The organism is Acidovorax sp. PRC11, assembly GCF_031844105.1.
Taxonomy (GTDB): domain Bacteria; phylum Pseudomonadota; class Gammaproteobacteria; order Burkholderiales; family Burkholderiaceae_C; genus Paracidovorax.
In genome coordinates, this window is sequence record NZ_JAUZUQ010000020.1 from 53748 (window position 1) to 77039 (window position 23292).

20 protein-coding genes are annotated in these 23292 nt (G+C 70.2%); 12 read left to right on the forward strand and 8 right to left on the reverse strand.

Going from position 1 to position 23292, the window contains the following annotated elements; all coding sequences use genetic code 11:
• The first annotated feature begins 74 nt into the window (after positions 1 to 74).
• The 5 genes from Q9R47_RS19530 (at position 75) to Q9R47_RS19550 (ending at position 6332) form a co-directional block, all read left to right on the forward strand.
• Positions 75 to 971 (forward strand): LysR substrate-binding domain-containing protein, encoded by an 897-nt coding sequence (locus Q9R47_RS19530; protein ID WP_311234773.1) that lies wholly within the window; start codon positions 75 to 77, stop codon positions 969 to 971.
• 551 nt (positions 972 to 1522) lie between these two features.
• On the forward strand, positions 1523 to 2707 hold the full coding sequence (locus tag Q9R47_RS19535) for an efflux RND transporter periplasmic adaptor subunit (protein WP_311234774.1): 1185 nt from the start codon (positions 1523 to 1525) through the stop codon (positions 2705 to 2707).
• The gene (locus Q9R47_RS19540) at positions 2701 to 4659 is read left to right on the forward strand and encodes a MacB family efflux pump subunit (protein ID WP_311234775.1); all 1959 of its coding nucleotides are present in this window, start codon (positions 2701 to 2703) and stop codon (positions 4657 to 4659) included. The genes Q9R47_RS19535 and Q9R47_RS19540 overlap by 7 nt, the downstream gene beginning before the upstream one ends.
• A 1-nt stretch (position 4660) precedes the next feature.
• A complete protein-coding gene (locus Q9R47_RS19545) occupies positions 4661 to 6127 on the forward strand; it encodes a TolC family protein (protein WP_311234776.1) in 1467 nt (488 codons plus the stop codon).
• 16 nt (positions 6128 to 6143) lie between these two features.
• Entirely contained in the window at positions 6144 to 6332 is a 189-nt protein-coding gene (locus Q9R47_RS19550) for a hypothetical protein (RefSeq protein ID WP_311234777.1), read from the forward strand.
• Positions 6333 to 6403: 71 nt separating this feature from the next.
• Here the strand turns inward: Q9R47_RS19550 and Q9R47_RS19555 are convergent, their stop codons facing one another.
• On the reverse strand, positions 6404 to 8080 hold the full coding sequence (locus Q9R47_RS19555; protein WP_311234778.1) for a cyclic peptide export ABC transporter: 1677 nt from the start codon (positions 8078 to 8080) through the stop codon (positions 6404 to 6406).
• 560 nt (positions 8081 to 8640) lie between these two features.
• Between Q9R47_RS19555 and Q9R47_RS19560 the strand changes: the two genes are divergently transcribed.
• Positions 8641 to 9144, forward strand: a complete 504-nt coding sequence (locus Q9R47_RS19560; protein ID WP_311234779.1) for a GAF domain-containing protein — start codon at positions 8641 to 8643, stop codon at positions 9142 to 9144.
• A gap of 67 nt (positions 9145 to 9211) precedes the next feature.
• On the opposite strand, the gene Q9R47_RS19565 is transcribed toward Q9R47_RS19560, so the two are convergent.
• Positions 9212 to 10180 carry a polyprenyl synthetase family protein gene (locus tag Q9R47_RS19565; RefSeq protein ID WP_311234780.1) on the reverse strand — a complete coding sequence of 323 codons (969 nt, stop codon included), beginning with the start codon at positions 10178 to 10180 and terminating at the stop codon, positions 9212 to 9214.
• Positions 10181 to 10353: 173 nt separating this feature from the next.
• On the opposite strand from Q9R47_RS19565, the gene Q9R47_RS19570 reads away from it, so the two are divergent.
• The 4 genes from Q9R47_RS19570 to Q9R47_RS19585 are packed head-to-tail and all read left to right on the forward strand — an operon-like array spanning position 10354 to position 15336.
• Positions 10354 to 11649: a nucleotide disphospho-sugar-binding domain-containing protein gene (locus Q9R47_RS19570; RefSeq protein WP_311234781.1), complete on the forward strand. Its 1296-nt coding sequence runs from the start codon at positions 10354 to 10356 to the stop codon at positions 11647 to 11649.
• Between the two features lie 5 nt (positions 11650 to 11654).
• Positions 11655 to 12872, forward strand: a complete 1218-nt coding sequence (crtY, locus tag Q9R47_RS19575; protein ID WP_311234782.1) for a lycopene beta-cyclase CrtY — start codon at positions 11655 to 11657, stop codon at positions 12870 to 12872.
• A complete protein-coding gene (locus Q9R47_RS19580; RefSeq protein ID WP_311234783.1) occupies positions 12869 to 14389 on the forward strand; it encodes a phytoene desaturase in 1521 nt (506 codons plus the stop codon). Before crtY ends, Q9R47_RS19580 begins: the two co-directional genes overlap by 4 nt.
• Positions 14386 to 15336, forward strand: a complete 951-nt coding sequence (locus Q9R47_RS19585; protein ID WP_311234784.1) for a phytoene/squalene synthase family protein — start codon at positions 14386 to 14388, stop codon at positions 15334 to 15336. The genes Q9R47_RS19580 and Q9R47_RS19585 overlap by 4 nt, the downstream gene beginning before the upstream one ends.
• 36 nt (positions 15337 to 15372) lie before the next feature.
• On the opposite strand, the gene Q9R47_RS19590 is transcribed toward Q9R47_RS19585, so the two are convergent.
• Positions 15373 to 15885, reverse strand: a complete 513-nt coding sequence (locus tag Q9R47_RS19590) for a sterol desaturase family protein (RefSeq protein ID WP_311234785.1) — start codon at positions 15883 to 15885, stop codon at positions 15373 to 15375.
• Positions 15886 to 16002: 117 nt separating this feature from the next.
• Positions 16003 to 16326: a hypothetical protein gene (locus tag Q9R47_RS19595; protein ID WP_311234786.1), complete on the reverse strand. Its 324-nt coding sequence runs from the start codon at positions 16324 to 16326 to the stop codon at positions 16003 to 16005.
• A 145-nt stretch (positions 16327 to 16471) separates the two neighbouring features.
• Here Q9R47_RS19595 and Q9R47_RS19600 point away from each other — a divergent pair, with 145 nt between their 5' ends.
• Positions 16472 to 17416, forward strand: a complete 945-nt coding sequence (locus Q9R47_RS19600; RefSeq protein ID WP_311234787.1) for a Ku protein — start codon at positions 16472 to 16474, stop codon at positions 17414 to 17416.
• On the forward strand, positions 17413 to 17757 hold the full coding sequence (locus Q9R47_RS19605; RefSeq protein WP_311234788.1) for a hypothetical protein: 345 nt from the start codon (positions 17413 to 17415) through the stop codon (positions 17755 to 17757). The genes Q9R47_RS19600 and Q9R47_RS19605 overlap by 4 nt, the downstream gene beginning before the upstream one ends.
• 158 nt (positions 17758 to 17915) lie before the next feature.
• Here the strand turns inward: Q9R47_RS19605 and Q9R47_RS19610 are convergent, their stop codons facing one another.
• The 4 genes from Q9R47_RS19610 to Q9R47_RS19625 all read right to left on the reverse strand — a co-directional run bounded on the left by Q9R47_RS19610 (position 17916) and on the right by Q9R47_RS19625 (position 23287).
• Entirely contained in the window at positions 17916 to 18833 is a 918-nt protein-coding gene (locus Q9R47_RS19610; protein ID WP_311234789.1) for a glutaminase, read from the reverse strand.
• Positions 18834 to 18835: 2 nt separating this feature from the next.
• Positions 18836 to 20326: a methyl-accepting chemotaxis protein gene (locus Q9R47_RS19615; RefSeq protein ID WP_404977179.1), complete on the reverse strand. Its 1491-nt coding sequence runs from the start codon at positions 20324 to 20326 to the stop codon at positions 18836 to 18838.
• A 171-nt stretch (positions 20327 to 20497) separates the two neighbouring features.
• On the reverse strand, positions 20498 to 21655 hold the full coding sequence (locus Q9R47_RS19620; RefSeq protein WP_311234791.1) for an ABC transporter substrate-binding protein: 1158 nt from the start codon (positions 21653 to 21655) through the stop codon (positions 20498 to 20500).
• A gap of 57 nt (positions 21656 to 21712) precedes the next feature.
• A complete protein-coding gene (locus Q9R47_RS19625; RefSeq protein ID WP_311234792.1) occupies positions 21713 to 23287 on the reverse strand; it encodes an ABC transporter substrate-binding protein in 1575 nt (524 codons plus the stop codon).
• Between the last annotated feature and the right edge of the window lie 5 nt (positions 23288 to 23292).

Genomic DNA, 23292 nt, shown 5'->3' on the forward strand with positions numbered 1-23292 from the left:
GGGCGCTTCACCTTTGCGGAAAAAGCCCATGATCGGCAGAATATATTTGCCCCAGAGTCAACAATCCAAGCTCCATGAAAACCACCCTGGAAGAACTGCAGGCCTTCGCCGCCGTGGTGGACGCGGGCTCCGTCACCGCCGCCGCCGCGCAGCTGGGGCAGACGGCATCGGGCATCAGCCGGGCGCTCGCGCGGCTGGAAAAGAAGCTCGACACCACGCTGCTGCGCCGCACCACGCGCCGCATCGAACTCACGGAAGAGGGCCAGGCCTTCCTCACGCGCGCCCGCGCCATCCTGGCGGCGCTCGACGAAGCGGAAGAGCACATGGCCGCGCGCAGGGGGCAGCCCGCGGGGCGCCTGCGCGTGAACGCGGCCACGCCCTTCATGCTGCACGTGGTGGCGCCGCTGGTGCCGGCGTTCCGCCGCGCCCATCCGCAGATCGCGCTGGAGCTGGACACCGACGAGCGCAACATCGACCTGCTGGAGCGGCGCACGGACGTCGCGATCCGCATCGGCGCGCTGCGCGACTCCACGCTGCATGCGCGCCCGCTGGGCTCCAGCCGCCTGCGGGTGCTGGCGAACCCTGCATACCTCGCGGCGCACGGACGGCCCAAGTCGGTGGCGGCCCTGGCGCAGCACACCCTGCTGGGGTTCACCCAGCCCGAGGCGCTCAACCTCTGGCCCCTGCGCGGCCCGCACGGCGACGCGTGGGCGGCCACGCCGGACATCGCGGCATCGAGCGGCGAGACCCTGCGCCAGCTCGCGCTGCGGGCCGCGGGCATCGCCTGCCTGGCGGACTTCATGACGGAGCGCGACCGGGAGCGCGGCGACCTCGTGCAGGTGCTCGCCCGCCACACGGCCGACGTGCGCCAGCCCATCAGCGCCGTGTACTACCGCAACACGCAGCTGGCATCGCGCATCGCCTGCTTCCTGGATTTCCTGGCCGCCCGCATGGCCACCGCGCCCTCCTGAGCACGTGCGGGCACCGGCACCGGCCGCGGTTCATCCATGCGGCCGATTCCAGTCGTCGTCGCAATCATCGTCGCGGGGGTCGTAGCGGCCGTGGCCGTGCTCGATGCGCAGTGCCACCGGGGGCGGCTGGATCGCCGGGAGCACGACGGCAGAGAGGCCAGCGGATAGCCGGGCGGGGGAATCACGTAGACGGGAGCGGCCGGATAGACCACCAGCGGCGGCGGAGGAAGGACGACGGAACCGGGAGCATCGATGCGGGCGCTTCCTCCACGAACTGTGGGGAAAGCGTCGAGGGTGGATCGAGCGGCGTTTCGGCAAGTGGCCGCGCCCGGGGATCTGGCGACGGGCCCGCCGTCCCGCGCACGCAGCGCAGGCGTCTCTTGACGAAAACCCCACAGAGACTGGATGGCAAATCCATCGGCCGCAGGGAAGATCGGCGCCGAGCCCATGATGAAGACATCTTTCTACAGTGCCCTTGCGGCGCCCCACAGCCCCCCAGCCCGGGCCCTGCCGCACACGGCGCGCGGTGTCCCGTGCAGGAGGGCGCTGCGATGAAGGCGGCCCGGAAATGGGCCGTCGGCCTCGGCACGGTCGCCCTGGTGGCCGCCGCGGCAATCTCGCTCACCATCATGCGCACAGGCGCGCGCACCGACCTGGCCACCGCCGTGGTGGCACGCGGAACCCTGGCGCAGGAAGTGCTGGCCGTCGGCAAAGTGCGTCCCAAGGAACTGGTGGCGGTCGGCGCGCAGGTGTCGGGGCGTGTGGAGCGCCTGCACGTGCATCTGGGGCAGCGCGTGGGCAAGGGGGCGCTGATCGCCGAGGTCGATGCACAGCCACAGCAACTCGCGCTGCGCAGCGCCCAGGCCGCGGTCGATGCATTGCGGGCCCAGAGGGTCGCGCGGGACGTCGCGCTGGCGCACGCGCGGTTGTCGTTGCGCCGGCAGCAGACGCTGGCGCAGACGGAGGCCACCGCACAAGCCGATGTCGAGGCGGCCCAGGCGGCAGCGGACACGCTGCAGGCCGACATCGACGCGCTGCGGGCCCAGATCGCCCAGGCGCGCACCCAGGTGGAAACGGCCCGCACCCAGTTGAGCTACACCCGCATCGTGGCGCCGATGGATGGCGTCGTAGTGTCGGTCATCACCAAGCAGGGCCAGACACTCAATGCCTTCCAGAGCACACCGGCCATCGTCATGCTGGCGAAGCTGGACGTGGTGACGGTCCGCGCGGAGATTTCGGAAGCCGACGTCAACACGGTGGCCCCGGGCATGGCCGCCAGTTTCGTGGTGCCGGGCAGCCAGACGGAAAGCTACCAGGTGCGCATCGCCCAGATCGAGCCGGCCCCCGACTCCATCGCCAGCGAGGCCATGCCTGCCGGCAACGCTTCCCTCGCGGGCAATGCGACCAAGGCCGTGTACTACAACGCATTGTTCGACGTACCCAACGATCGGGGGCTGCTGCGCCCGGCAATGACGGTTCAGGTGTCCGTGCACATCCGGCAGGTCGAGGATGCGTTGCTCGTTCCCGTGGCCGCACTTCACCCTGCGCCGAAGGCTGGACATGGGACGGTGCGCGTTCTGCAACCGAACGGCGATGTGGTCAGCCGCGAAGTCCTGACCGGGCTGCGCACGCCGCTGAAAGTGCAGATCCTCCGTGGCCTGGAGCCCGGCGAGCGCGTGGTGATCGGAGAGGCTGCCGCCGATGCCCCCACGCCCCAGGGGCCCGCTCCGTGGTAGCCACGTGCGGGGCCTTGCTGGAGGTGCGCGGCCTGAGGCGGGAGTTCCCGACCGGGGAGAGCCCGATCACCGTGCTCGACGGCATCGACCTGCGCATCGAGGCGGGAGAGATGGTGGCCATCGTGGGCGCCTCGGGTTCGGGCAAATCCACCCTCATGAACATCCTCGGCGCGCTGGACCGCCCGACCTCGGGCAGCTACCGGGTGGCCGGGCAGGAAGTGGCGGACCTGGACGCGGACGGACTGGCGCGGCTGCGGCGCGAGCATTTCGGCTTTGTCTTCCAGCGCTACCAGCTTCTCGGAGAGCTGACAGCGCAGGACAACGTGGCGCTTCCGGCCATCTACGCGGGCTGCAGTGCGCAGGAGCGCCAGGCCCGCGCGCGACTGCTGCTGGAGCGCCTGGGGCTGGGCACGCGCGCGGACCACCGGCCGAGCCAGCTCTCCGGCGGGCAGCAGCAGCGCGTATCGATCGCGCGGGCCCTGATGAATGGCGGCTCGGTGATCCTGGCCGACGAGCCGACCGGCGCGCTGGACACAGCCAGCGGCGAGGAAGTGCTTCGTCTGCTGTCGGAACTGAATGCCCAGGGGCACACGGTGATCATCGTCACGCACGATGCGCAGGTGGCCCGCCGTGCCTCCCGGGTGATCGAGATCAGCGATGGCCGCATCGTCTCCGACAGCCGCAGCGAGGCTGCGGCCGTCCCGGCGGCCGCAGCCCTGCCGCCGCCTGAAGCGGCAGCTCATCGCGCGGATGCGGCGATCTCCGCGCGCTGGGCACAGTCCCTGCGCATGGCACTGTTTGCGCTGCATGCGCATCGGCTCCGCGCGTTGCTGACCATGCTGGGCATCGTCATCGGAATCGCGGCCCTCGTGTGCGTTGTCGCGCTCGGAAAGGGCGCGCAGGCGCAGGTGATGACCCAGATCCGCGAGCTGGGCACCAACACGCTGGAGATATTTCCCGGCCGCGACTTCGGCGACATGAAGGCGAGCTCGGTCGAGAGCCTGTCGGTCGAGGACGCGGAGGCGTTGGCGCAGCACTTCTATGTGGACAGTGCCTCGCCCAATATCTCCGTCTCCGTCGCGGCCCTGCGGGGCCCGGCGGCGGCATCGGCGCAAGTCAACGGCGTGGGTGCCGCACTGTTCCGCGTACGCGGCATGGCGCTGGCCGAAGGCCGGTTCTTCGACATCCCGGAACAGGAAACGCGGGCGCAGGTGGCCGTCATCGACCAGCGCGCGGCAAGGGCGCTCTTCGGCTACGCCTCGCCGATCGGGCAGACGGTCCTTCTCGGGGAAATGCCGGTGCAGGTCATCGGTGTCCTGCGTCCGATGCAGAGCAGCTTCGCGTCGAGCACGCCAGGCTTCTTCGTCCCCTACACCACCGTCGCCACGCGCCTCGCCGGACGGCAGTACCTGGAAAGCATCACGTTGCGCATCAAGGACGACATCTCCAGCCGCGCCGCGCAAGGCGCCGTCCATGCCACGCTGCGCGACCGACACGGCAGCCAGGATTTCTTCATCCTCAATTCGGACCAGATCCGGCAGGCTGCGATGCGCACCAGCCGCACCCTGTCCCTGCTCATCTCCGGCGTGGCGACCCTGTCGCTGATGGTCGGCGGAATCGGCGTGATGAACATCATGCTGGTCTCGGTCACCGAGCGGACGCGAGAGATCGGAGTGCGCATGGCAGTCGGAGCCCGGCGTTCCGACATCGTGCTGCAGTTCCTCATGGAGGCCGTGCTGATCTGCCTGATGGGTGGCGCGGCAGGAGTGGTGCTGGCGTACGGCCTGGGGACGCTCCTCGCCGTGTTTCTGCCGCAATTGCCGATGGCCTTCTCTTCCGCGTCGGTGGTGCTGGCCGTGGCCAGTTCCTGCCTGATCGGCATGGCCTTCGGCTACCTGCCCGCCCGCAATGCCGCACGGCTGGAGCCCGTGCAGGCGCTGGCACGGGATTGACATGGCGCCAACCGCACCCTCGCCCATCCGCCGCAGCCTGCCTGCTTTCGCCTGCCGCGCCGTGTTCGCCGCCGTACTGGCCTGCACAGGTGGATGCGCCACGCAGGAGGCACCCCGGCCGATGCCGCAGGCGCCAGCCACCTACACCCATGCGGATGCCGCATCCGTTGCGCGCGGTGGCCAGGGCGCAGTGGCCTGGTGGCGCGCAGGCGATCTCCCCGTTCTCGACGCATGGGTGGACAGTGCCCTGGCGCGCAATGCGGACCTTGCCATGGCGGGCACTCGACTGCGCCGCGCGATGCTGGAGGCCCGGCTCGCAGGCGCGCAACGGGCGCCCACCGCGTCCGGAGGATGGAACGCCCGCGCCACGCGGTCACTGGACGGCGAGCAGCACAACCCCGGTTTGGGCGGTTCGGGCGGTTCGGGCCAGATCACCGTGGGCTGGGAGCTCGATCTCTTCGGCCGGCTCGGTGCCCTGCAGGATGCGGCCCGCTTCGATGCCGAGGCGAGCGCGCAGGATCGGCAAGCCGTGCGCATGGTGCTGGTCGCCAGCGTCGCCGGACTGTATTTCCAGCTCGCCCATGCCAACGAGCGCGCGGCGATGGCCGAGGCCAGCGAGCGCGATGCCCGGCGCATCGTGGACCTGGTCCAGGCCCGCTACCAGGCCGGAGCGGAAGGCCGGCTGGCGTTGCACGAGGCGCTGCAGGTGCTCGATGAGCGTGCCGCCGAACTGGCGGCCCGGCGCCAGGCGGCCACGGTGCTTCGCGAGCGCGTGCGCGTCCTGCTGGACGGAGCCCCGCTGCCGGGGCCCGAACCGCAGGCGCTTCCCGGCATCGCACTGCCGCCCGTGCAGCCCGGCATTCCCAGCGACCTGCTGGGCCACAGGCCCGATCTGCAGGCGGCCCAGTTGCGGCTTCAGGCCGCAGGCGCGCGCATCGACGCCGCATCGGCCAGCTACTACCCGAACATCTCGCTCACCAGCGCCCTGGGCAGTTCCAGCCGGGCCCTGCTCGACGTGCTCGCCAATCCGGTCGCCACGCTGGGCCTCGGCGTGACGCTACCCTTTCTCAAGGCCCCCACGCTGGGCATCGAGAGGGAGATCGCCCGCACGCGCCACGAAGAAGCGGTGGAAGGTTTCCGCAAAGCGCTGTACACGGCACTCGGCGAGGTGGACCAGACCCTCTCCGCCCGTACACGGCTGGCGGAGCAGGAAGCAGCCTTGCAGAAGGCGCAAAGCCGGGCGGCGGAGGTCACCAGCCTCTACGAGACCCGCTACCGCGCCGGCCTGCTGCCCCTGCGGAGTTGGCTGGATGCGAAAGAACGCCTGCGCGCCGCCGAAGCGGCCCACTCCGCCACCCGCCTGGCCCAGCTGATGAACCAGATTCAGCTCCGCCAGGTGCTCGGCAGCGACTGGGTCGGCAACGGCTCCAGGACGGATCGGTCAATCCCCCAAAGCATGAAGCCTTGAAACGATGAAACACGCCATGGATTCGTTGTTGTTCCGTAAAAAGGCACGGGCCAGCGCCGCGCATCCCGACAGCGAACGCCACATGCGCGAAGCAGCGGAGGCGGAGGCGCTGGCGATCCGTGCGCGCGGCGCGGCAATCGCACTCCGGACGGCCTTGATCTGGACACGGGAGGACCTCGCCTCGGGGAAACCGGGCAGTCGATGATGGCCGGGATGCAGGTCGATCGGAACGGCAGATGGCCGGCAACGACGCCAGAAGGGTCGTGTTAGCCGCTCTTAGGAGGTCTCTCCATGTTCTTCGCGAGGCGCGGCATAGTCCGCCAACAGCCCGCCGCTCATCCGGACCACGCGATCGGCCACGCCGAAATAGCGATCATCGTGCGAAACCACGATCAGGGTTTTGCCCTGGCGCTTGAGCTCCGGCAGCAGCTCACGATAGAACACGGACCGGAACCCGGGGTCCTGGTCCGCGGCCCATTCGTCGAACATCATCACGGGGCGGTTCTCCAGCAAGGCATGCACCAGGGCGAGCCGCTTGCGCTGGCCGGTCGAGACATCCGTGGTGGAGAAGGTGCCGTCGGCCAGCCGGACCTTGCCTGCGATCCCCAGGCGGACCATCATTTCTTCAGCGGCCCGAAGCTGGTCCGGGCCCCGTGGAATGAGTTCGTCGAAGAGATGGTAGTCCGAGAAAATCGCGGAGAAGAGCTCACGGTAGTCTTCGCGGTTCTGGTCCGTCACCGGCACGCCGTCGAGCAGGATCTGCCCCTCGGCGGGAGGATAAAGGCCCAGGAGCAATTTGATGAGCGTGGTCTTGCCGCTGCCGTTGCCCCCGACGATGAACACGGTTTCGCCGCGCTGGATCCGCAGATCGATGGGCCCCACCTCGAATGGCGGGCCGCCCGCCTCCGGTGCATCGAAACGGTAGCGCACTTGCCGCAGTTCGATGTGGCTCACCGGCGGCGCGCAGGGCATCGGCCCGGAGGCGGCGCTCTGCCGCTCCTGCCGGAATTCCGCCGACAGGCGCGCGATGCGGACGAACGCCACCTTCGCCTGGCTGAAATGGGGCAGGAGGCCGGCCAGCTCCTCGATCGGCCCCTTGATGAACAGCAGCACCACGACGAAGCCGCTGACGACCTGCGCATCGAGGCCCAACGACGGACGCGAGGCCAGGATCCCGACGACGAACAGGAAGAAGAGCACCGAGTTCGCCCCATCGGCGACCCAGAACAGGCCCAGCGCCCGGGTCTTGAGCCGCGCCACGCGATCGGCGGCGCCGCTCAGCCGCAGTCCGTGCACCTGTGCCCGGCGCTGCCGATTGAGCCGAAGTTCCTTGGCCCCTTCCACCACCCCCCGGAAGTGCTTCTGCAGTTCGTCTTCGCCAGCGCGCGCGCCTTCGAAGTCACGGCTCCACGCCTCTGCGGCAGCGTAGTTGACGGCAATGCCGATGGCCAGCATGGCGGCGGTGACGGCAAAGAGCGTGGGAGAGAGCTTGAACAGGTAGATGCCGCAACCCGCCGTGACGGCGAACGCCGACGCGTGTCCGGCGAACTCCGCCGTGAAATCGCTGATCGTGTCGATGTCGTCGTTGAAGACCGCCTGCAGCCGGTAGCTCTTCATCCGCTCGACCGCAGCGAGGGGCGCCTGCAGCATGCGCAGCGACACGTCCTTGCGCAGGGAGGCGACCAGTCGCTGGCCGGTGAAGCTGTTGAGGAGCCCGGCCACCGTATGGCCTCCCACGGCGAATAAAGCCAGAACGGCCAACCCGGCTCCCGCAGACAACGACAGGGGCGCGTTGCCGTGCAGGGCCGAGTTGACCTGCTCGAGCAGCGAGGCCGTGGCGAGCCCCCCCATGCCGCCCAGGAGCGTCGCGATCGCGATGACCCAGGCGAAGGGTTTCAGCAGATGCCACATTTCCGTGGCGAAGGGGGAGGGGTTCAGAGCGGGCGCGTTCATCGGAGGGCTGCAGGTCGGCGGCAGCAGGGAAGAATTGGGCAGGGCAGGCCAGGAAGTCCGCAGCGGGACATGGCCCCCGGGCAGGGGACCGGGAAAGGGCGGACGCCCGTCCATACCGGGAATTCTGGAAACCATCGGTAGAGAAACCGGCCAGGAACCGTGGAGATCCGATGGAACCACCCGCAGTAACCCACCGGGAGGGCCGGGATCGGCTGGCAGGACCTCGTTCCACGGCGCCGAACCGCGTGGACTGGGTCGCGCCCAAGCGCGCGGACTGCGCGATGCGACCGCCGAGGTGGATCGCGCAGAGAAAACAGCCGCTGCCGAACAGGGCCGAGAAACACGCCGCCCACGATCCCGAACGGCCAGACCGCGCGCCGGGGCCGATCGCCGTGCCGGATTTGAACCCGCTCAGCGTGTAGAGCGCATAGGCCACCGCGAAGAGGCCCAGCGCGAGCAGCAGCGCGATGCCGTCATCTCGAGGTGCCGCGTGCCGCGTTCGGGGTGAGCATTGGGGGCATTCTTGCACCCGGCGCGGGCGCAGGCTTAGACTGGCCTCCATGTTCCTGGACTACAACCCCGACGACCTGGACGTGCGGATTTCGGAACTGCTGGTCGCCACCAGCGATTCCGCCGATCCCGACCTGCCCTCGGCCGTGCCCGCGGTGCTGCGGCTGCTGCGCACGCGGCTGGGGATGGACGTGGCCTTCGTGTCGCAGATCGCGGACGGCCGCCGCACCATCCAGGCGGTCGACTGCGCGCCGGATTTCTCGCCCCTGCCGGCGGGCACGTCCGATCCGGTCGAGGAAACCTGGTGCCACCACGTCATCGAGGGACGGCTGCCGGAGCGCGTGGAGAACGCGGCGCCCTACGTGAAGTCGGGCCGCGCGCCCGACCCGGGCCATCCTCTGGGCACCATCCTGAGCACGCCGGTGCGCCTGCCCGGCGGCAAGGTCTACGGCACGCTGTGCTGCTTCAGCCGAAGCATCCGCGCGGAAGCGGACATCGGCCGGCTGCGGTATTCGGCGGATCTGCTGGCGTCCCGGCTGCCCGCCGCCTCCTGAGCGCTCCGCTGCGCGGCATTCCCCAGCACCGCCGCCGGATGGTTCCGGGCCGGCGCCCGGCGATCGGTCAATGCCCGGCGGCCTGCTTGCCCGCACGCGGCGCACTGCCGGCGGAGCGGAACACGCCCTGCATGAAGGCGCCCAGCACCGTATCGGACGGCAGGGCCTCGTCCAGCAGGCCCCATGCGCGGCGCAGCTGCACGTCCAAAAGCCGGCGCGTGCCCGAGGGGCCGACCAGCGCCACCAGCGTCGATTTACCTGCGTCCTGGTGGCAGTCCTTGCCGATCACGGCCGGGTCCAGCTCGCCGTCGGCGAGGTCGTCGGCCAGCTGGAACGCCTGGCCGAGCGCGTCGGCCGCTTCCCGCAGCAGTTCGCGCGTGCGCCGGGGCGATCCCGCGGCCAGTGCCGCCAGTTCGAACGCCGCCGTGAAGAGCGCACCGGTCTTCTGCTGGTTCGTGTGGGCGGCATGGCCCGCCGTGCGCTGGGGACCGGCCTCGTGCAGGTCACGGTACTGCCCGGCCACCAGGCCGTCGGTGCCGACGGCGTCCGACAGCACGGCGACCATCTCGGTGCGCACGCGCGGCGGAAGGCCGTTGGCCTTCGCGGCGGTGCGCCAGGCGCAGGCCAGCAGCGCGACGGCCGCCAGCATCGCGACGTCTTCGCCATAGGCGACGTGCACCGTGGGCTGGTTGCGGCGCAGCTGCGCATCGTCCATGCAGGGCAGGTCGTCGAGGAACAGCGATGCGGCATGCACCATCTCCAGCGCGCAGGCCACGTCCAGCAGACCGCGCGGGTCCGCGCCGAGCCCGCGTGCCGCGAGCAGCACCATCATCGGCCGCACGCGCTTGCCCGGGGCCAGCACGCCGTAGCGCATCGCCGCGGCCACGCCGCCACGCTCTCCGCGGGCGTCCGGCAACAACTCGCCGAGCCGCGTTTCCACTGCCGAGCGGAGTTCGCGGATCAGGGACTCCGGCGTGCTGGCACGCGGCGCGGCAGTGGCCGGCGCCGCAGTCGTGGCGGGCAGGGGAACGAGCATGGATGGATCGGGAAATGAAAGGCGTGGGTGACCGTGACGGCCGCGATGGCACACCTTAGTCATTAAAGCGCGGCCGCATGCGCGCTTGCGGCCAACTCGCGCCCGTGTCCTACAGCCCTGCCCCCGCACAATCAACGGCGCGCGCCTTCTTGCGAAAGCAGCGCCGCACGCCCATGCACTTCGCCTTCGTCGCCCCCCCCTTCACCAGCCACGTGCGCGCTCTGGAAGCGCTGGGCACGGTGCTGCTCGACCGTGGGCACCGCGTGTCCTGGATCGACCGGGCCGACACGGCGCGGCAGTTGCGCGATCCGCGCATCGGCTTCCATGCGGTCGGTGCGTCCACCCATCCGCCGGGCAGCGTCGAGGCGGTGGTCGCGCGGGCCGCGAACCCCGGCGGGCCGCTGGGCCTGCGGCGCGTGATCGGCGACGTCGCGGGCGCCACCGACATGCTGTGTGCGGAGGCGCCGGCGGTGCTCGAGCGCATCGGCGCCGATGCCATCGTGGCCGACCAGATGGAGGCCGCCGGCGGCCTGCTCGCCGATGGGCTGGGCCTGCCCTTCGTTTCGGTGGCCTGCGCGCTGCCCGTGAACCGCGATCCGCGCATTCCGCTGCCGGTGATGCCCTGGGGCTACGCGGCCGACGCGCGCGGCGAGCGCCTGAACGAGGGCAGCAGCCGCGTGTACGACTGGCTGATGGAGCCGCACAACGCGGTGATCCGGCGGCATGCGGCGCACTGGGGACTGCGGGGCCGCCGCACGCTGGCCGATTGCCTCTCGCCGCTTGCCCAGCTGAGCCAGACCACGGCGGGCTTCGATTTCCCGCGCGCGGCCCCGGAGCCGCATTTCCACCACGTCGGGCCGCTGCGCGGCGCGCGCACCGAGGAGCCCGCGCTCGATCTGCCGCTGGATGCCGCGCGCCCGTTCGTGTTCGCCTCGCTCGGCACGCTGCAGGGCGGCCGGTTCGCGCTCTTCCAGCGCATCGCGCACGCCTGCCGTGCCGAGGGAGTGCAGCTGCTGATCGCCCACTGCGACCAGCTCGATGCCGCCCAGGCGGACGCGCTGCTGCGCTGCGGCGCCACCGCGGTGACCGGCTTCGCGCCGCAGCGCGCCGCGCTGGAGCGGGCCGATGCGGTGGTCACCCATGCGGGCCTGAACACCGCACTCGACGCGCTGGAGGCCGGCACGCCGCAACTGGCGCTGCCGATCGCGTTCGACCAGCCGGGCGTGGCCGCGCGCATCGTGCATGCGGGCACCGGCGTGAAGCTGCTGCCGCCGCTCGCCACGGTGGCGGCGCTGCGGCGCGCGCTGCGGCGGCTGCTGGACGCGCCTGAATTCGCGCGGCGCAGCCGGGTGCTCGGCCAGGAGATCGCCGCCGCCGGCGGGGCGCAGCGCGCGGCGGACCTCGCGGAGGCCGCGCTGCATGCGCGCCCCGCGGTGCAGGCGCCATCCGTGCACGGCGCGGTGGGGTGACCGGCATGCCGCCCAGCGCCGCTCCCGACGCCGACCTGCTCCTCGTGGGGGGCGGCCTGGCGAACGGCCTGCTGGCCTGGCGCCTGCGCCGCGCTCACCCGGCGCTGCGCGTGCTGGTGCTGGAATCCGGCCCCACGCTGGGCGGCAACCACACCTGGTGCTTCCACGCGTCCGACCTGTCGCCGCCGCAGCAGCACTGGGTGCAGCCCTTCGTCGCGCACCACTGGCCGGCGCACGAGGTGCGCTTTCCCGGCTACCGGCGACGCCTGGACGGCGACTACGGCTGCGTCACTTCCGCGCGCTTCGACACCGTGCTGCGCGGCGCGATCGGCGCCTCGGCGCGCACGGACTGCGCCGTGGCCTCGGTCGGGCCGGACCATGCCGTGCTCGCGGACGGCAGCGTGCTGCGTGCGCGGGCCGTGATCGACGCGCGCGGCGTGCCGCCCGCCGACCACCTCGCGCTGCGCTTCCAGAAATTCCTGGGCCAGGAACTGCGGCTGGCCGCGCCCCACGGCCTCACCGCGCCGGTCCTGATGGACGCCACCGTCGACCAGGTGGACGGCTACCGCTTCGTCTACCTGCTGCCGTTCTCGCACGACACGGTGCTGGTCGAGGACACCGTCTATGCCGATGGCGCGGCGCTGCCGCGCGACCTGCTGCGCGGCCACATCGCCGACTATGCACGCGCCCGCGGATGGACCGTGCGGGAGGTGCTGCGCGAGGAAGAAGGCGTGCTGCCGATCGCGCTGGCGGGCGATGCGCGCGCGCTCTGGGCTGCGGCCGGCGGCGTGCCGCGTGCCGGGCTGGCGGCGGCGCTCTTCCATCCGACCACCGGCTACTCGCTGCCCGAGGCCGTGCGCCTCGCGGACCACCTCGCGGCGCAGCCGCTCGCCACCTTCCACGATCCGGCGCGGCTGTTCGGCGCCGTGCGGGCCCATGCGCTGCGCCACTGGCGCGCGAACGGCTTCTTCCGGATGCTCAACCGCATGCTGTTCCTGGCCGCGGAACCCGCGCAGCGGCGCGTGGTGATGGAGCGGTTCTACCGCCTGCCCGCGCCGCTCGTCGCGCGCTTCTACGCCGGCCGGCTGCGCACGGCCGACAAGCTCCGCATCGTGACCGGCCGCCCGCCGGTGCCCATCCGGTCCGCGCTGCGGGCCGTGCTGCTTCCCGTCCCTGCCGCCGGCGGGCCCCCTCCACCTTCGCACGCCGCCGACCTTCCATGAACCCAGCCCCGCACCACCCGTCTTCCACGACGTCCTCTCCGCACTCCACGGCCGCGGTGATCGGCTCCGGCTTCGGCGGGCTCGCGCTCGCGATGCGCCTGCAGGCCGCGGGCGTGCAGACCACGGTGTTCGAGTCGCGCGACAAGCCCGGCGGACGGGCCTACGTCTACCACGACCAGGGCTTCACCTTCGACGCGGGCCCCACCGTCATCACCGACCCGTCGGCGCTCGAAGAGCTGTTCGCGCTCTCCGGCCGGCGCCTGTCCGACTACGTGGAGCTGCTGCCGGTGGAGCCCTTCTACCGCCTCTGCTGGGAAGACGGCTCCACCCTCGACTACGCCAACGATCAGGAGGCGCTCGACGCCCAATTGCGGGCACTCTCGCCCGCCGACGTGGAGGGCTACCAGCGCTTCCTCGCCTATTCGCGCGCGGTGTTCGAGGAGGGCTACCGCAAGCTCGGCACCGTGCCCTTCCTGCAGTTCCGCAACATGGTGGCCGCGGGCCCCGCGCTGGTGCAATTGCAGGCGTGGCGCAGCGTGTACTCCAAGGTCGCCTCCTTCATCGAGAACGAGAAGCTGCGGCAGGCGTTCTCCTTCCATTCCCTGCTGGTCGGCGGCAACCCGTTCGAGACCAGTTCGATCTACGCGCTGATCCACGCGCTGGAACGCGAATGGGGCGTGTGGTTCCCGCGCGGGGGCACGGGCGCGCTGGTGCAGGCGATGGTGCGCTGCTTCGAGGACATGGGCGGCACCCTGCGGCTCTCGACCCCGGTGGAGCGCATCGAGGTGGAGGGCGGGCGCGCGACGGCCGTGGTGTCCGGAGGCGTGCGGCATGCGGTGGACCAGGTGGCCTCCAACGCCGACGTGGTGCACACCTACGACCAGTTGCTGGGCCACACCCCGCGCGGCGCGGCGGAAGCCCGGCGGCTGCGGCGCAAGCGGTTCAGCATGTCGCTCTTCGTGGTGCACTTCGGGCTCTCCAGGCCGCAGCCGCAGCTGCGCCACCACACCGTGTGCTTCGGGGCGCGCTACCGCGAGCTGATCCACGACATCTTCCACGGCAGCGCGATCCCGGAAGATTTCTCGCTCTACCTGCACACGCCCTGCGCCACCGATCCCTCGCTCGCGCCGCCCGGCTGCTCCAGCCACTACGTGCTGGCCCCCGTGCCCCACCTCGGCAATGCGCCGGTGGACTGGTCGGTGGAAGGCCCGCGGCTGCGCGAGCGCATCTTCGACTACCTGGAGCAGCACTACATCCCGGGCCTGCGCGACAGCCTGGTGACGAGCCGCATCTTCACGCCCGAGGATTTCCGCGGCGAACTGAACGCGCACCTGGGCTCGGCGTTCTCGCTCGAACCCGTGCTGACGCAGAGCGCCTGGTTCCGCACCCACAACCGCGATGCCGCCATCCCCAACCTGTACGTGGTGGGCGCGGGCACGCACCCCGGCGCGGGCGTGCCGGGCGTGGTGGGCTCCGCCAAGGCCACCGCGGGCCTGATGCTCGAGGAGTTCGCATGACGGCCGGCCCGCTGGTGCACGACCGCCGCGTGGTGGCCCACGGCGCCGCGGCGATCCGCAACGGCTCGCAGAGCTTCGCGGCGGCCGTGCGGCTGTTCTCGCCCGAGGTGCGCGACAGTGCCGTCATGCTCTATGCCTGGTGCCGCCACTGCGACGACGTGGTGGACGGCCAGACGCTCGGCCAAGGCCAGCGCGGCGGGCAGCGGGCGGACGGTGCCGTGCGGCTCGCGGGCCTGCGGCAATCGACCCGCCTCGCCTGCGACGGCCGGCCGCCCGGCGATCCGGTGTTCATGGGACTGGCCGAAGTGGTGCGCCGCCACCGGCTGGCGCCGCGCCACCTGGAGGCGCACCTCGACGGCTTCGCGATGGACGTGGCCGGCCACCGCTACGCCACCTTCGACGACACGCTCGCCTATTGCTGGCGCGTGGCGGGCGTGGTCGGCGTGATGATGTCGCAGGTGATGGGCCGCAGCGACGCAGCCACGCTGGACCGGGCCTGCGACCTGGGCATGGCCTTCCAGCTCACCAACATCGCGCGCGACATCGTCGAGGATGCCGCGATCGGCCGCGTCTACCTGCCCGCCGACTGGCTGGCCGCCGAGGACATCCCGTCCGGCGCATCGCTGGACGACCCGCGGCACCGCGCGGCGCTCGCCCGCATCGCAGATCGGCTGGTGCTGGCGGCCGAGCCCTACTACGACTCCGCGCTGGACGGCCTGCCCGCGCTGCCGCTGCGCTCGGCCTGGTCGATCGCCACGGCCCGCAGCGTCTACCGGTCCATCGGCCGCAAGGTGCGCTCCCGCGGGCCCTCGGCCTGGGACACCCGTGCGCGCACCAACGGCGCCGAGAAAGCCTGGTGGGTGGCCGCCGCGGCGGCGCAGGCCGTGGCCTCGCGCGTGCGCCGCACCACGGGGCGCGATGCGCACCTCTTCAGCCGCCCGGCCTGAAGCGGATCGCGCGGTCCCGGACGCCCGCAGGTGCGCTCAGGGCCGGCGCGCGTCCTGGCGCCGGGCCTGAGCCTGCACTTGCGCCTGCGCGACCTGCAGCTGCTGCTTCAGGCGATCGGGCGCCGGCGCCCACAGGAAGCCGAACGACACGCAGCCCTCGCGCCCGTGCACCGCATGGTGCAGTCGGTGCGCCTGGTAGAGCCGCTTGAGGTAGCCGCTGCGGGGCACCCAGCGCCAGGGCCAGCGCTGGTGCACCAGCCCGTCGTGCACGAAGAAATACAGCGCGCCGTAGAGCGTCATGCCCGCGCCGATCCACTGCAGCGGCCAGCGGCCGGAGGTGCCCAGCGCGATCAGCACGATGGCGACGCCCGCGAACACCACGGCGTACAGGTCGTTCTTCTCGAACAGGCCGTGGCGCGGCTCGTGGTGCGAGCGGTGCCAGCCCCAGCCCCAGCCGTGCATCACCCAGCGGTGCGCCGCCCAGGCGAACACCTCCATGCCCGCGACGGTGGCCAGGACGATGCCGGCGGCAGACAGGGCCGCGTTCATGGCGTGCGGCGGTTCCGCGCGGGGCTCCGCTCGGAGGAAAGGAAGGAGACGGGGTGCATCCGGGGCATGCTATCGGAAAGTCCGCGCAGCGCGGCCAGGAACGTGGTCACGGGCCGCTCAGGTCGCGGGGCCGAAGCCGAACAGCGTGCGCTTTTTCGGCGCGGCGTCGCCATTGGCCTGCCCGTCTTCCGCATCGGCGTCCGGATCGGCATCCGCCTCGTCGTCCACCGCCTTGCGCGGCCCGGTGTCCAGGTCCTCGGCCAGCGCCTGCAGCGCGAGCAGCCCATTGGCCATCGCCTGCCGGTAGGTGCCGGCCGGGGCCGCCGAACGGTCCAGCTCGGCCCAGCGTCCGCGCGCGTCGCGCTCGGCGAGCACCCAGCGGAAGTCGCCGTCGGCGGGTTCTTCCACGTGGAGGGCGATGGGGCGCAGCGCGGTCGGCATTCCGCCAGCATAGGCGATGCCGGCCCCCGCCAACGCGGCCGCAGCGTCCGGCGATGCCTACCCTTGCGGCAAGCCGCCGCCTACACGCCTCCCGCGCGGCGCTGGCGACACTGGAACCCCCGGATTTCGGCATCGGAGAACCCCCATGGCCACTGGAAGCCGCACCCTCTGGAAAGGCGCCATCACCTTCGGACTGGTCCACATCCCCGTCGGGCTGCACACCGCCGCGACCGAACAGGGCGTGGATTTCGACTGGCTCGACAAGCGCACCATGGACCCGGTGGGCTACAAGCGCATCAACAAGAAGACCGGCAAGGAAATCGACAAGGACAACATCGTCAAGGGCGTGGAGTACGAAGACGGCCAGTACGTCGTCATCAGCCCCGACGAGATCGAGGCCGTCTTCCCCAAGACCACGCAGACCATCTCCATCGAGCGCTTCATCGACGCGAACGAGATGCCGTTCATCTTCCTGGAGCGGCCCTACTACGTCGCGCCCGTGAACAAGAGCGACCGGGTCTATGCGCTGCTGCGCGAGACGCTCATCGCCACCGGCAAGATCGGCCTGGCCAAGGTCGTCATCGCCACCAAGCAGCACCTGGCCGCCCTGGTGCCCTCCGGGCCCGCGCTGGTGCTCAACCTGCTGCGCTGGGGCGACGAGGTGAAGACGCTCGACTCGCTCGATCTGCCGCCCGCGGGCAAGAAGAGCCTCAGCGCCGCAGAACTCAAGATGGCCCGGCAGCTCGTCGAGGAAATGTCCGGCCCCTGGGACCCGGCCGACTTCAAGGACGAGTTCCGCATCCAGGTGATGAAGCTCGTCGAGAAGAAGGCGAAGGCCGGCGAGGCCAAGACGGTGTTCGATCCCGAGGAGGAAGCCCCGCAGACCGGCGAGGTGATCGACCTCACGGCGCTGCTGCAGCGCAGCCTCAAGGGTGGTGCAAGCGGTGGCAGCGGCGGAAAGAAGGCTCCTGCGCGCAAGGCGCCCGCTAAGAAGGCGGCCGGCAAGACGGCGGCGCGCAAGCGGGTAACGGCGAAAGCGGAGAAGGACGACAAGGAGAACGCAAAGGAAAAGGAGAGGAAGGCGGCTTGAACGCCGAGGCCCATGGCCCAGGCGAGCCACCTCGCACGCCGGATGGCCGCTACCTCGTCGTGCGCGGCCGGCTCTGGCGCCTGTCCAACCCGGCGCTCGCGCCGGAGACGCGCGAGGCACTCGTCGCCGAACTCATGGCGGCGCGGCGCGACGTCGGGGTGCAGGGCCGTGCCGGCAACCGGCAGGCCGTTCGCGAAGCCCGTGCGCGTGTAAACCGTGCCAAATGGGCGCTGGGCGAGCGTGGGCCGGTGTGGTGGAGCGACGGCACGCCGGACATGAACCGCAAGCTGGTGAAGAACACGCCGTATGCGGCGTGGTTCGAGGGGCTGTGCTCGGTGTGACCGGGCTTCAGGCAAGGACGACGGATTCGGCAGGTCATGAGGACTGGCTTCCCCGGGCACTTTTTTCTGCGTTGTTTGCCGTTTCATGCGCCGCCAATACCGGCACCGCTTTTCAGCAAAACTGCTCGCCCGTCGAAGCTGGCCAGGCTCCCGCAGCATCAAAAAATGGTCCATCCGGTATGGGTGGTCAGCAGCTCCAGCGCCCTGGCGCCTGCCTGCGAGTTGCCGGCCCGGTCCAGTGCGGGCGACCAGACGCAGACCCCGCACCGGTTCGGCATGACGGCCACGATCCCGCCCCCGACTCCGCTCTTCACCGGCAACCCGATGCGGAAGGCGAAGTCCCCCGCCGCATCGTAGGTGCCGCACGTCAGCATCAAGGCATTGACACGCTTGGCGTGGGCGGCCGGCAATATCTGTTCGCCGGTCCGGGGATCGCGCCCGCCGCATGCGAGGAACGTCACCGCGCGCGCCAGTTCCTCGCACGTCATTTCGATGGCGCACTGCCTGCAGTAGGCGCCCAGCACCTGGTCGACCGGGTTCCGGATGTTCCCGTAGCTCTGCATCAGGTGGAGCATGGCTGCATTGCGCCCGCAGTGGTTCCGCTCGGAGCGGGCGACACGCTCGTCGAAGTGGATCAACCGGCGTCCGTCGAGCCGGCTCAGGAACTGCGCCACCGCGTTTTCGGGAACGGCATAGTGGGAGCACAGCACGTCGCTCACCACCAGCGCGCCGGCATTGATGAACGGATTGCGCGGGTGGCCTTTCTCCGCATCCAGCTGGACGAGCGCGTTGAAGGGAGCGCCGGACGGCTCGCGCCCTACCCGGGCCCACAGGTCGTCCCCCTCCGTCTGGATGGCGAGTACCAGGGCGAACAGTTTGGAAATGCTCTGCACCGAAAAGGGCGTGGCGGCCTGCCCCACCGTTTCGACCTCTCCGTCCGGCGTGGCGATCGCCATGCCGAACTGGTCGGGCGCCACCTTCGCCAGTTCGGGGATGTAATCCGCGACGCGTCCCTCGCCCAGCGTGGGCCGCAGCAACGCATCGATCTGTGCCAGCAGGTCGCGGTAGTGCGCCATGCTCAACGCAGGCCCGGCAGGCGGGCCGAACCGGCGGGGCCGATCGAAAAAGCGGCGACGGCGGCCGAAAGCCGTTCGGCTTCGTCCCGCAGGGAAGCGGCCGAATGGGCCGACAGCTCGACCAGCGCGGCGTTCTGCTGGGTGACGCGGTCGATGCGGTGGATTTCGTCGCTCATGTGGCCGAGGCTGGCGCTCTGCTGCGTGGTCGACGAGGTGATTTCTTCCATGAGATCGGCGACCTGCCGGGTGGAACGAACGATTTCCTGCATGGTGGTCCCCGTTGCGGCCACGAGTTCGGAGCCGCCCTGCACGTCCCGCACGGACGCCTCGATCAGAGCGCGGATCTGGCCGGACGCCTCGGCGCTGCGCCGGGCCAGCGTCTGAACCTCGCCTGCCACCACGGCGAACCCACGCCCGTGCGTGCCGGCACGGGCTGCCTCGATCGCGGCATTCAGCGCCAGGATATGGGTCTGGAATGCGATGGAGTCCATGACGGACGTGATGGCTGCGACGCGCTGGGCGCCCGCCGAAATCCCCTCCATCGTGCCCATCACCCGGGTAACCAGGTCTCCGCCCTCAAGCGCCACCCGGGAGGCAGCGGCGGCCAACTCGTCGGCGGTCTGAGCAGAAAGCGCGTTCTGGCGCACGGCGACGGCCAGCTGGTCCATGCCTGCCGCGGATTTCTGCAGGCTGGCCGCCTGCAGATCGGTGCGGTCGCGGAGATCGCCGTTGCCTGCCGCGATGTCTTGCGAAGCATGGGCGATGCGCTCGCTGGAAAGCCGGATGCCTCCCACGAGCCCGCGCAGGTGTTGCTGCATCGCGGCCATGGCACCTATGAGCCGTCCCAGTTCATCGGTGCCATGGCCCGGGACCGGCGTCGTCAGGTCGCCTTCCGCGATCCGCCGGGAAATATGGATGGCCACCGACGCCGGCCGGACCACGCTCTGCGTCAGCCGCCATGCGAAGAATGCGCTGAGCAGCACGGACACGAGGGATACCGCCGCGAGCACCTGCCGGGCACGGCGCTCCACGGCCAGCGCTTCCTCGTAGGCGGCTGCGGTCATACCGGTCTTGAGCGCGACCAGTGCCGCGACCCCCTGCTGCCACTGCAGCTCCACGGGCCGGACGTCCTTCATCAGGATCTGGATGGCTTCGATGCTTGACCCCTGCACGGCCAGATCGGAAACCTGGCGCATGGGCGGCAGGGTCCGTGCGCGGAACGTCCGGATGCCGTCCAGCAGCCCGGTTTCCGCGGCCGTGGCCTGCGACGCGTCCATCGCGGCAGCCAGCCGCGATTCGTTCTCCATGTACTGCGCGGTGGCGTCTCCCAGCAGCCGGGCCTCGCGGTCGATCTCCTTGAGGTCGGTCAGCAGGGTCAGCGTGCGGAGCGTGCTGCCCATGGTTGCGACCGAGGAGATCATCTGGTTGGCCAGGCCGACCTGTGCGTTGTGGATTTCCACGATGCCGCGCATGTGGGCGGCGATGGCGGACATGAGCCAGGACGAGGTTCCGGCCACGGCCAGCAGCAGCGCGACGATCAGGGCGAACGCGCCGGCGAACCTGCGCCAGAGGAAGCCCGGGGCCCGCTGCCCGCGCCGGGCCGGGCCGGGCCCGGCCGTGAAGGATGGATGGCTGTTCACGGGTGCCTTTCGCCGAATGAGGTCTTATTGCGCGAACGAGCCGTCGGCCCGCAGCATCGTCAGCTCGACGTAGGTGGATCCGGAGCGGCTCCCGCCGGTGAAGTCGATCACATAGCCGCCGAGGTCCGTCTTTCCGGAACTGCCGAGGGCGCGGGCCAGGCTCGCACGCGTGACGTCTCCCTCGGTGCGGCGCAGCACCGAGAGCAGGAACGTCGCGTTGATGAAGCCCTCGAATTCCACGAAGCTCGGACTGGCATCGCCCCCCCGCTGGGATACCAGCGACAGGTACTGCCGCACCAGGGGTGAACTGGGCCTGAACGGGGAGGGAACGAGCTGGGAGACCACGACACCCGACACCAGCGGCCCCAGTTCCGCATGCAGCTGGTGGCTGCTCACGAGGCTGCGGGCGAGATAGATCGGGCGCCGGGCCGCCCCCGCTGCCTGGCTGCGGATGAAGCGCACTGCGTCGGATCCCGAGACCCCCAGGATGATCGCGTCCTCGCCGTTCACGGCGAGCGCCTGGGCCGCCTTTTCCGCTTCGCCCCCGACCTCCATCGCAGCCGCCGAGGCGAGCCGCGTGCCGGTGCGGGCCAGCCGGCGCTCGACTTCGGCGCGGAATTCGTTGCCCACCTCGTTGGCGTAGTAGACCAGCCCCACCCGCGCGTATCCCACGGTGGAGGCATAGTTGGCCAGGGCATTCAACTCATCCGAGAAGCTCGCGCGGGTCACGAACAGCAGCGGATCCGTTTGCCGGTACAGGCTCGAATGCCCGGTATACGGACCGACGAAGGGCACCCCCGCACGGGACGCGATCGGCAGGCTGGCCAGCACCGTGTTGGTGAACATGTGGTTCAGGAAGCAGACCGCCTTGTGCTCGTGGATCAGCGCCCTGGCGTTGCTTTCCGCCCTGTCGGCGGCATAGGCATCGTCGAGGGTGACCAGCCGGACCTTGCGCCCGGCGACGCCGCCCTGGCGGTTCGCCGCGTCGAAGGCCAACAGGGCTCCGTTGCGGTAGTCGCGCCCCAGCGCGGCGAACGGGCCGCTCAACGGCGCCGATTGCCCGACCACGATGTCGGAAGCGGGCATGGGGGTGAGTGCAGGCGGCGCGGCGCGGGCCGGCAGCATCGCCGACGCGGCAAGCGCGAGGGCGAGAGCGGTCAGGGAGGCTGTGCGGTACGACATGGCGGACGGCCGTTGGTGGATCGGACGGTGCGGCACCCGGGGCGGGTGCCGCTGCGCTCACGGCTGCACGATCGCGTCGAACGCGTAGGTCCGCTCTTCGGCCCGGCCGGCGAGCCGGACGTTCTTCCGGGCGCCCCATACGTTCACCTGGTGGTGCAGGGGAATGATGGCGAAATCCCGCATCGCCAGTTCCGTGGCCTGCTGCAGCAGCTTGTCCCGCTCGGCATCGCCCAGGGTCGCCATCGCCTTGTCGAGCAGCGCATCGACCTTGGCATTGCTGTAGCCCCCGGAGTTGAAGGCGCCCAGGCCCTTGTCCTTGTTCCGGGTCGCCAGCAGCGCACGCAGGGGCGACGAGGCTTCTGCGGTGTCGGGCACCCAGCCGGACATGGACACCGAGTAGTCCCCGCGGTTGTTGCGGGGGAAGAACACGGCCGCTGGCTGCGCTTCGACTTTCACGGAAATGCCACCCCGGCCCAGCATCTGGGCCAGGGTCTGCAGGATCTGGTCGTCCTGGACGTATCGGTTGTTGGTGCCGTGCAGGGTGATCCCGAACCCGTTCGGAAGCCCGGCCTCGGCGAGTAGCTTCTTCGCACCCTCCACGTCGGGGCCGGTCACCTTGAGCGCTTCCGAATACCCGACGAGCCCTGGAATCATGGGTTGCGCTGCCGGCCGGGACGCCCCCTCCATGACCCGGCTGCGGATCATCTCCCGGTCGATCAGGCGGGAGATCGCCTCCCGCACCCTCACGTCCTTGAGGGGGTTGCCGGGCAGCGGCTTGCCGTCGCGGTCCGTGACGAAGGGGCTCTGGTCCCGCGCCACGTCCAGATAGAGGAATACGAGGCGCGTGCTGGCGGATTGCACCACCGCGAGGTCGGGAGAATTGCTGAGGCGCTTGAGATCCGCCACCGGCACGGCGTCCATCATCTGGATGTCGTTGGACAGCAGGGCCGCCACGCGGGCTGCGTCGTTCGTGAGAATCTTGAATGTCAGATTTTTCGCAAAAGGCTTCTTCCCCCAATAATCTTCGTTCCGCGTGAGCTCCACGCGGTCTCCGCGGGAATATTTCGCCAGCTTGTACGGCCCCGTGCCGATGGCAGCCTTGCCGGAATTGAAATCGCTGGAGTTCGCACCCGTGGCATTCTTCTTCGACAGGATATGGACCACGGCCATGTCATTGGGCAGCAGCGGATACGGCCGGGCGGTCTTGAACCGGACGGTGAGCGGATCGACGACCTGCACCTCCGCGATTTCCTTGGTGTAGACGGAAAATCCGCCGGGTGAATCCTTGATATTGGGAACCCGCTGAATGGAGAACGCCACGTCTTCGGCAGTGAAAGGAGACCCGTCGTGGAATTTCACGCCGGGACGCAGCTTGAATTCCCAGGTCAGCTCGTCGATGGCGGCCCACGACAGCGCCAGTCCAGGCAGCATGCGCAGCTTGTCGTTGCGCTCGATCAGGCGACCGAAAACATGATCCGCGATATTCTGATTGGGAGAATAGAGATGGTAATGCGGATCGATCGATGTCACGTCGGCAGAAACACCCACGCTCATGTTCTGCGCCGATGCAACGCCGGCACCCATGGAAATCAGGACGGCCGCCAGTATTTTTCCGAGTCTCGCTGTGGTCATTTTAT

What these genes read in the sequence shown, in the direction of transcription:
- Q9R47_RS19585 (WP_311234784.1), top strand. Translation starts at nt 14,386, where the DNA reads ATGACGGCCGGCCCGCTGGTGCACGACCGCCGCGTGGTGGCCCACGGC.
- Q9R47_RS19620 (WP_311234791.1), bottom strand. Translation starts at nt 21,655, where the DNA reads ATGTCGTACCGCACAGCCTCCCTGACCGCTCTCGCCCTCGCGCTTGCC.
- Q9R47_RS19545 (WP_311234776.1), top strand. Translation starts at nt 4,661, where the DNA reads ATGGCGCCAACCGCACCCTCGCCCATCCGCCGCAGCCTGCCTGCTTTC.
- Q9R47_RS19560 (WP_311234779.1), top strand. Translation starts at nt 8,641, where the DNA reads ATGTTCCTGGACTACAACCCCGACGACCTGGACGTGCGGATTTCGGAA.
- Q9R47_RS19600 (WP_311234787.1), top strand. Translation starts at nt 16,472, where the DNA reads ATGGCCACTGGAAGCCGCACCCTCTGGAAAGGCGCCATCACCTTCGGA.
- Q9R47_RS19555 (WP_311234778.1), bottom strand. Translation starts at nt 8,080, where the DNA reads ATGAACGCGCCCGCTCTGAACCCCTCCCCCTTCGCCACGGAAATGTGG.
- Q9R47_RS19580 (WP_311234783.1), top strand. Translation starts at nt 12,869, where the DNA reads ATGAACCCAGCCCCGCACCACCCGTCTTCCACGACGTCCTCTCCGCAC.
- Q9R47_RS19615 (WP_404977179.1), bottom strand. Translation starts at nt 20,326, where the DNA reads ATGTCCGCCATCGCCGCCCACATGCGCGGCATCGTGGAAATCCACAAC.
- Q9R47_RS19610 (WP_311234789.1), bottom strand. Translation starts at nt 18,833, where the DNA reads ATGGCGCACTACCGCGACCTGCTGGCACAGATCGATGCGTTGCTGCGG.
- Q9R47_RS19530 (WP_311234773.1), top strand. Translation starts at nt 75, where the DNA reads ATGAAAACCACCCTGGAAGAACTGCAGGCCTTCGCCGCCGTGGTGGAC.
- Q9R47_RS19590 (WP_311234785.1), bottom strand. Translation starts at nt 15,885, where the DNA reads ATGAACGCGGCCCTGTCTGCCGCCGGCATCGTCCTGGCCACCGTCGCG.
- Q9R47_RS19570 (WP_311234781.1), top strand. Translation starts at nt 10,354, where the DNA reads ATGCACTTCGCCTTCGTCGCCCCCCCCTTCACCAGCCACGTGCGCGCT.
- Q9R47_RS19535 (WP_311234774.1), top strand. Translation starts at nt 1,523, where the DNA reads ATGAAGGCGGCCCGGAAATGGGCCGTCGGCCTCGGCACGGTCGCCCTG.
- Q9R47_RS19625 (WP_311234792.1), bottom strand. Translation starts at nt 23,287, where the DNA reads ATGACCACAGCGAGACTCGGAAAAATACTGGCGGCCGTCCTGATTTCC.
- crtY (WP_311234782.1), top strand. Translation starts at nt 11,655, where the DNA reads ATGCCGCCCAGCGCCGCTCCCGACGCCGACCTGCTCCTCGTGGGGGGC.
- Q9R47_RS19565 (WP_311234780.1), bottom strand. Translation starts at nt 10,180, where the DNA reads ATGCTCGTTCCCCTGCCCGCCACGACTGCGGCGCCGGCCACTGCCGCG.
- Q9R47_RS19595 (WP_311234786.1), bottom strand. Translation starts at nt 16,326, where the DNA reads ATGCCGACCGCGCTGCGCCCCATCGCCCTCCACGTGGAAGAACCCGCC.
- Q9R47_RS19550 (WP_311234777.1), top strand. Translation starts at nt 6,144, where the DNA reads ATGGATTCGTTGTTGTTCCGTAAAAAGGCACGGGCCAGCGCCGCGCAT.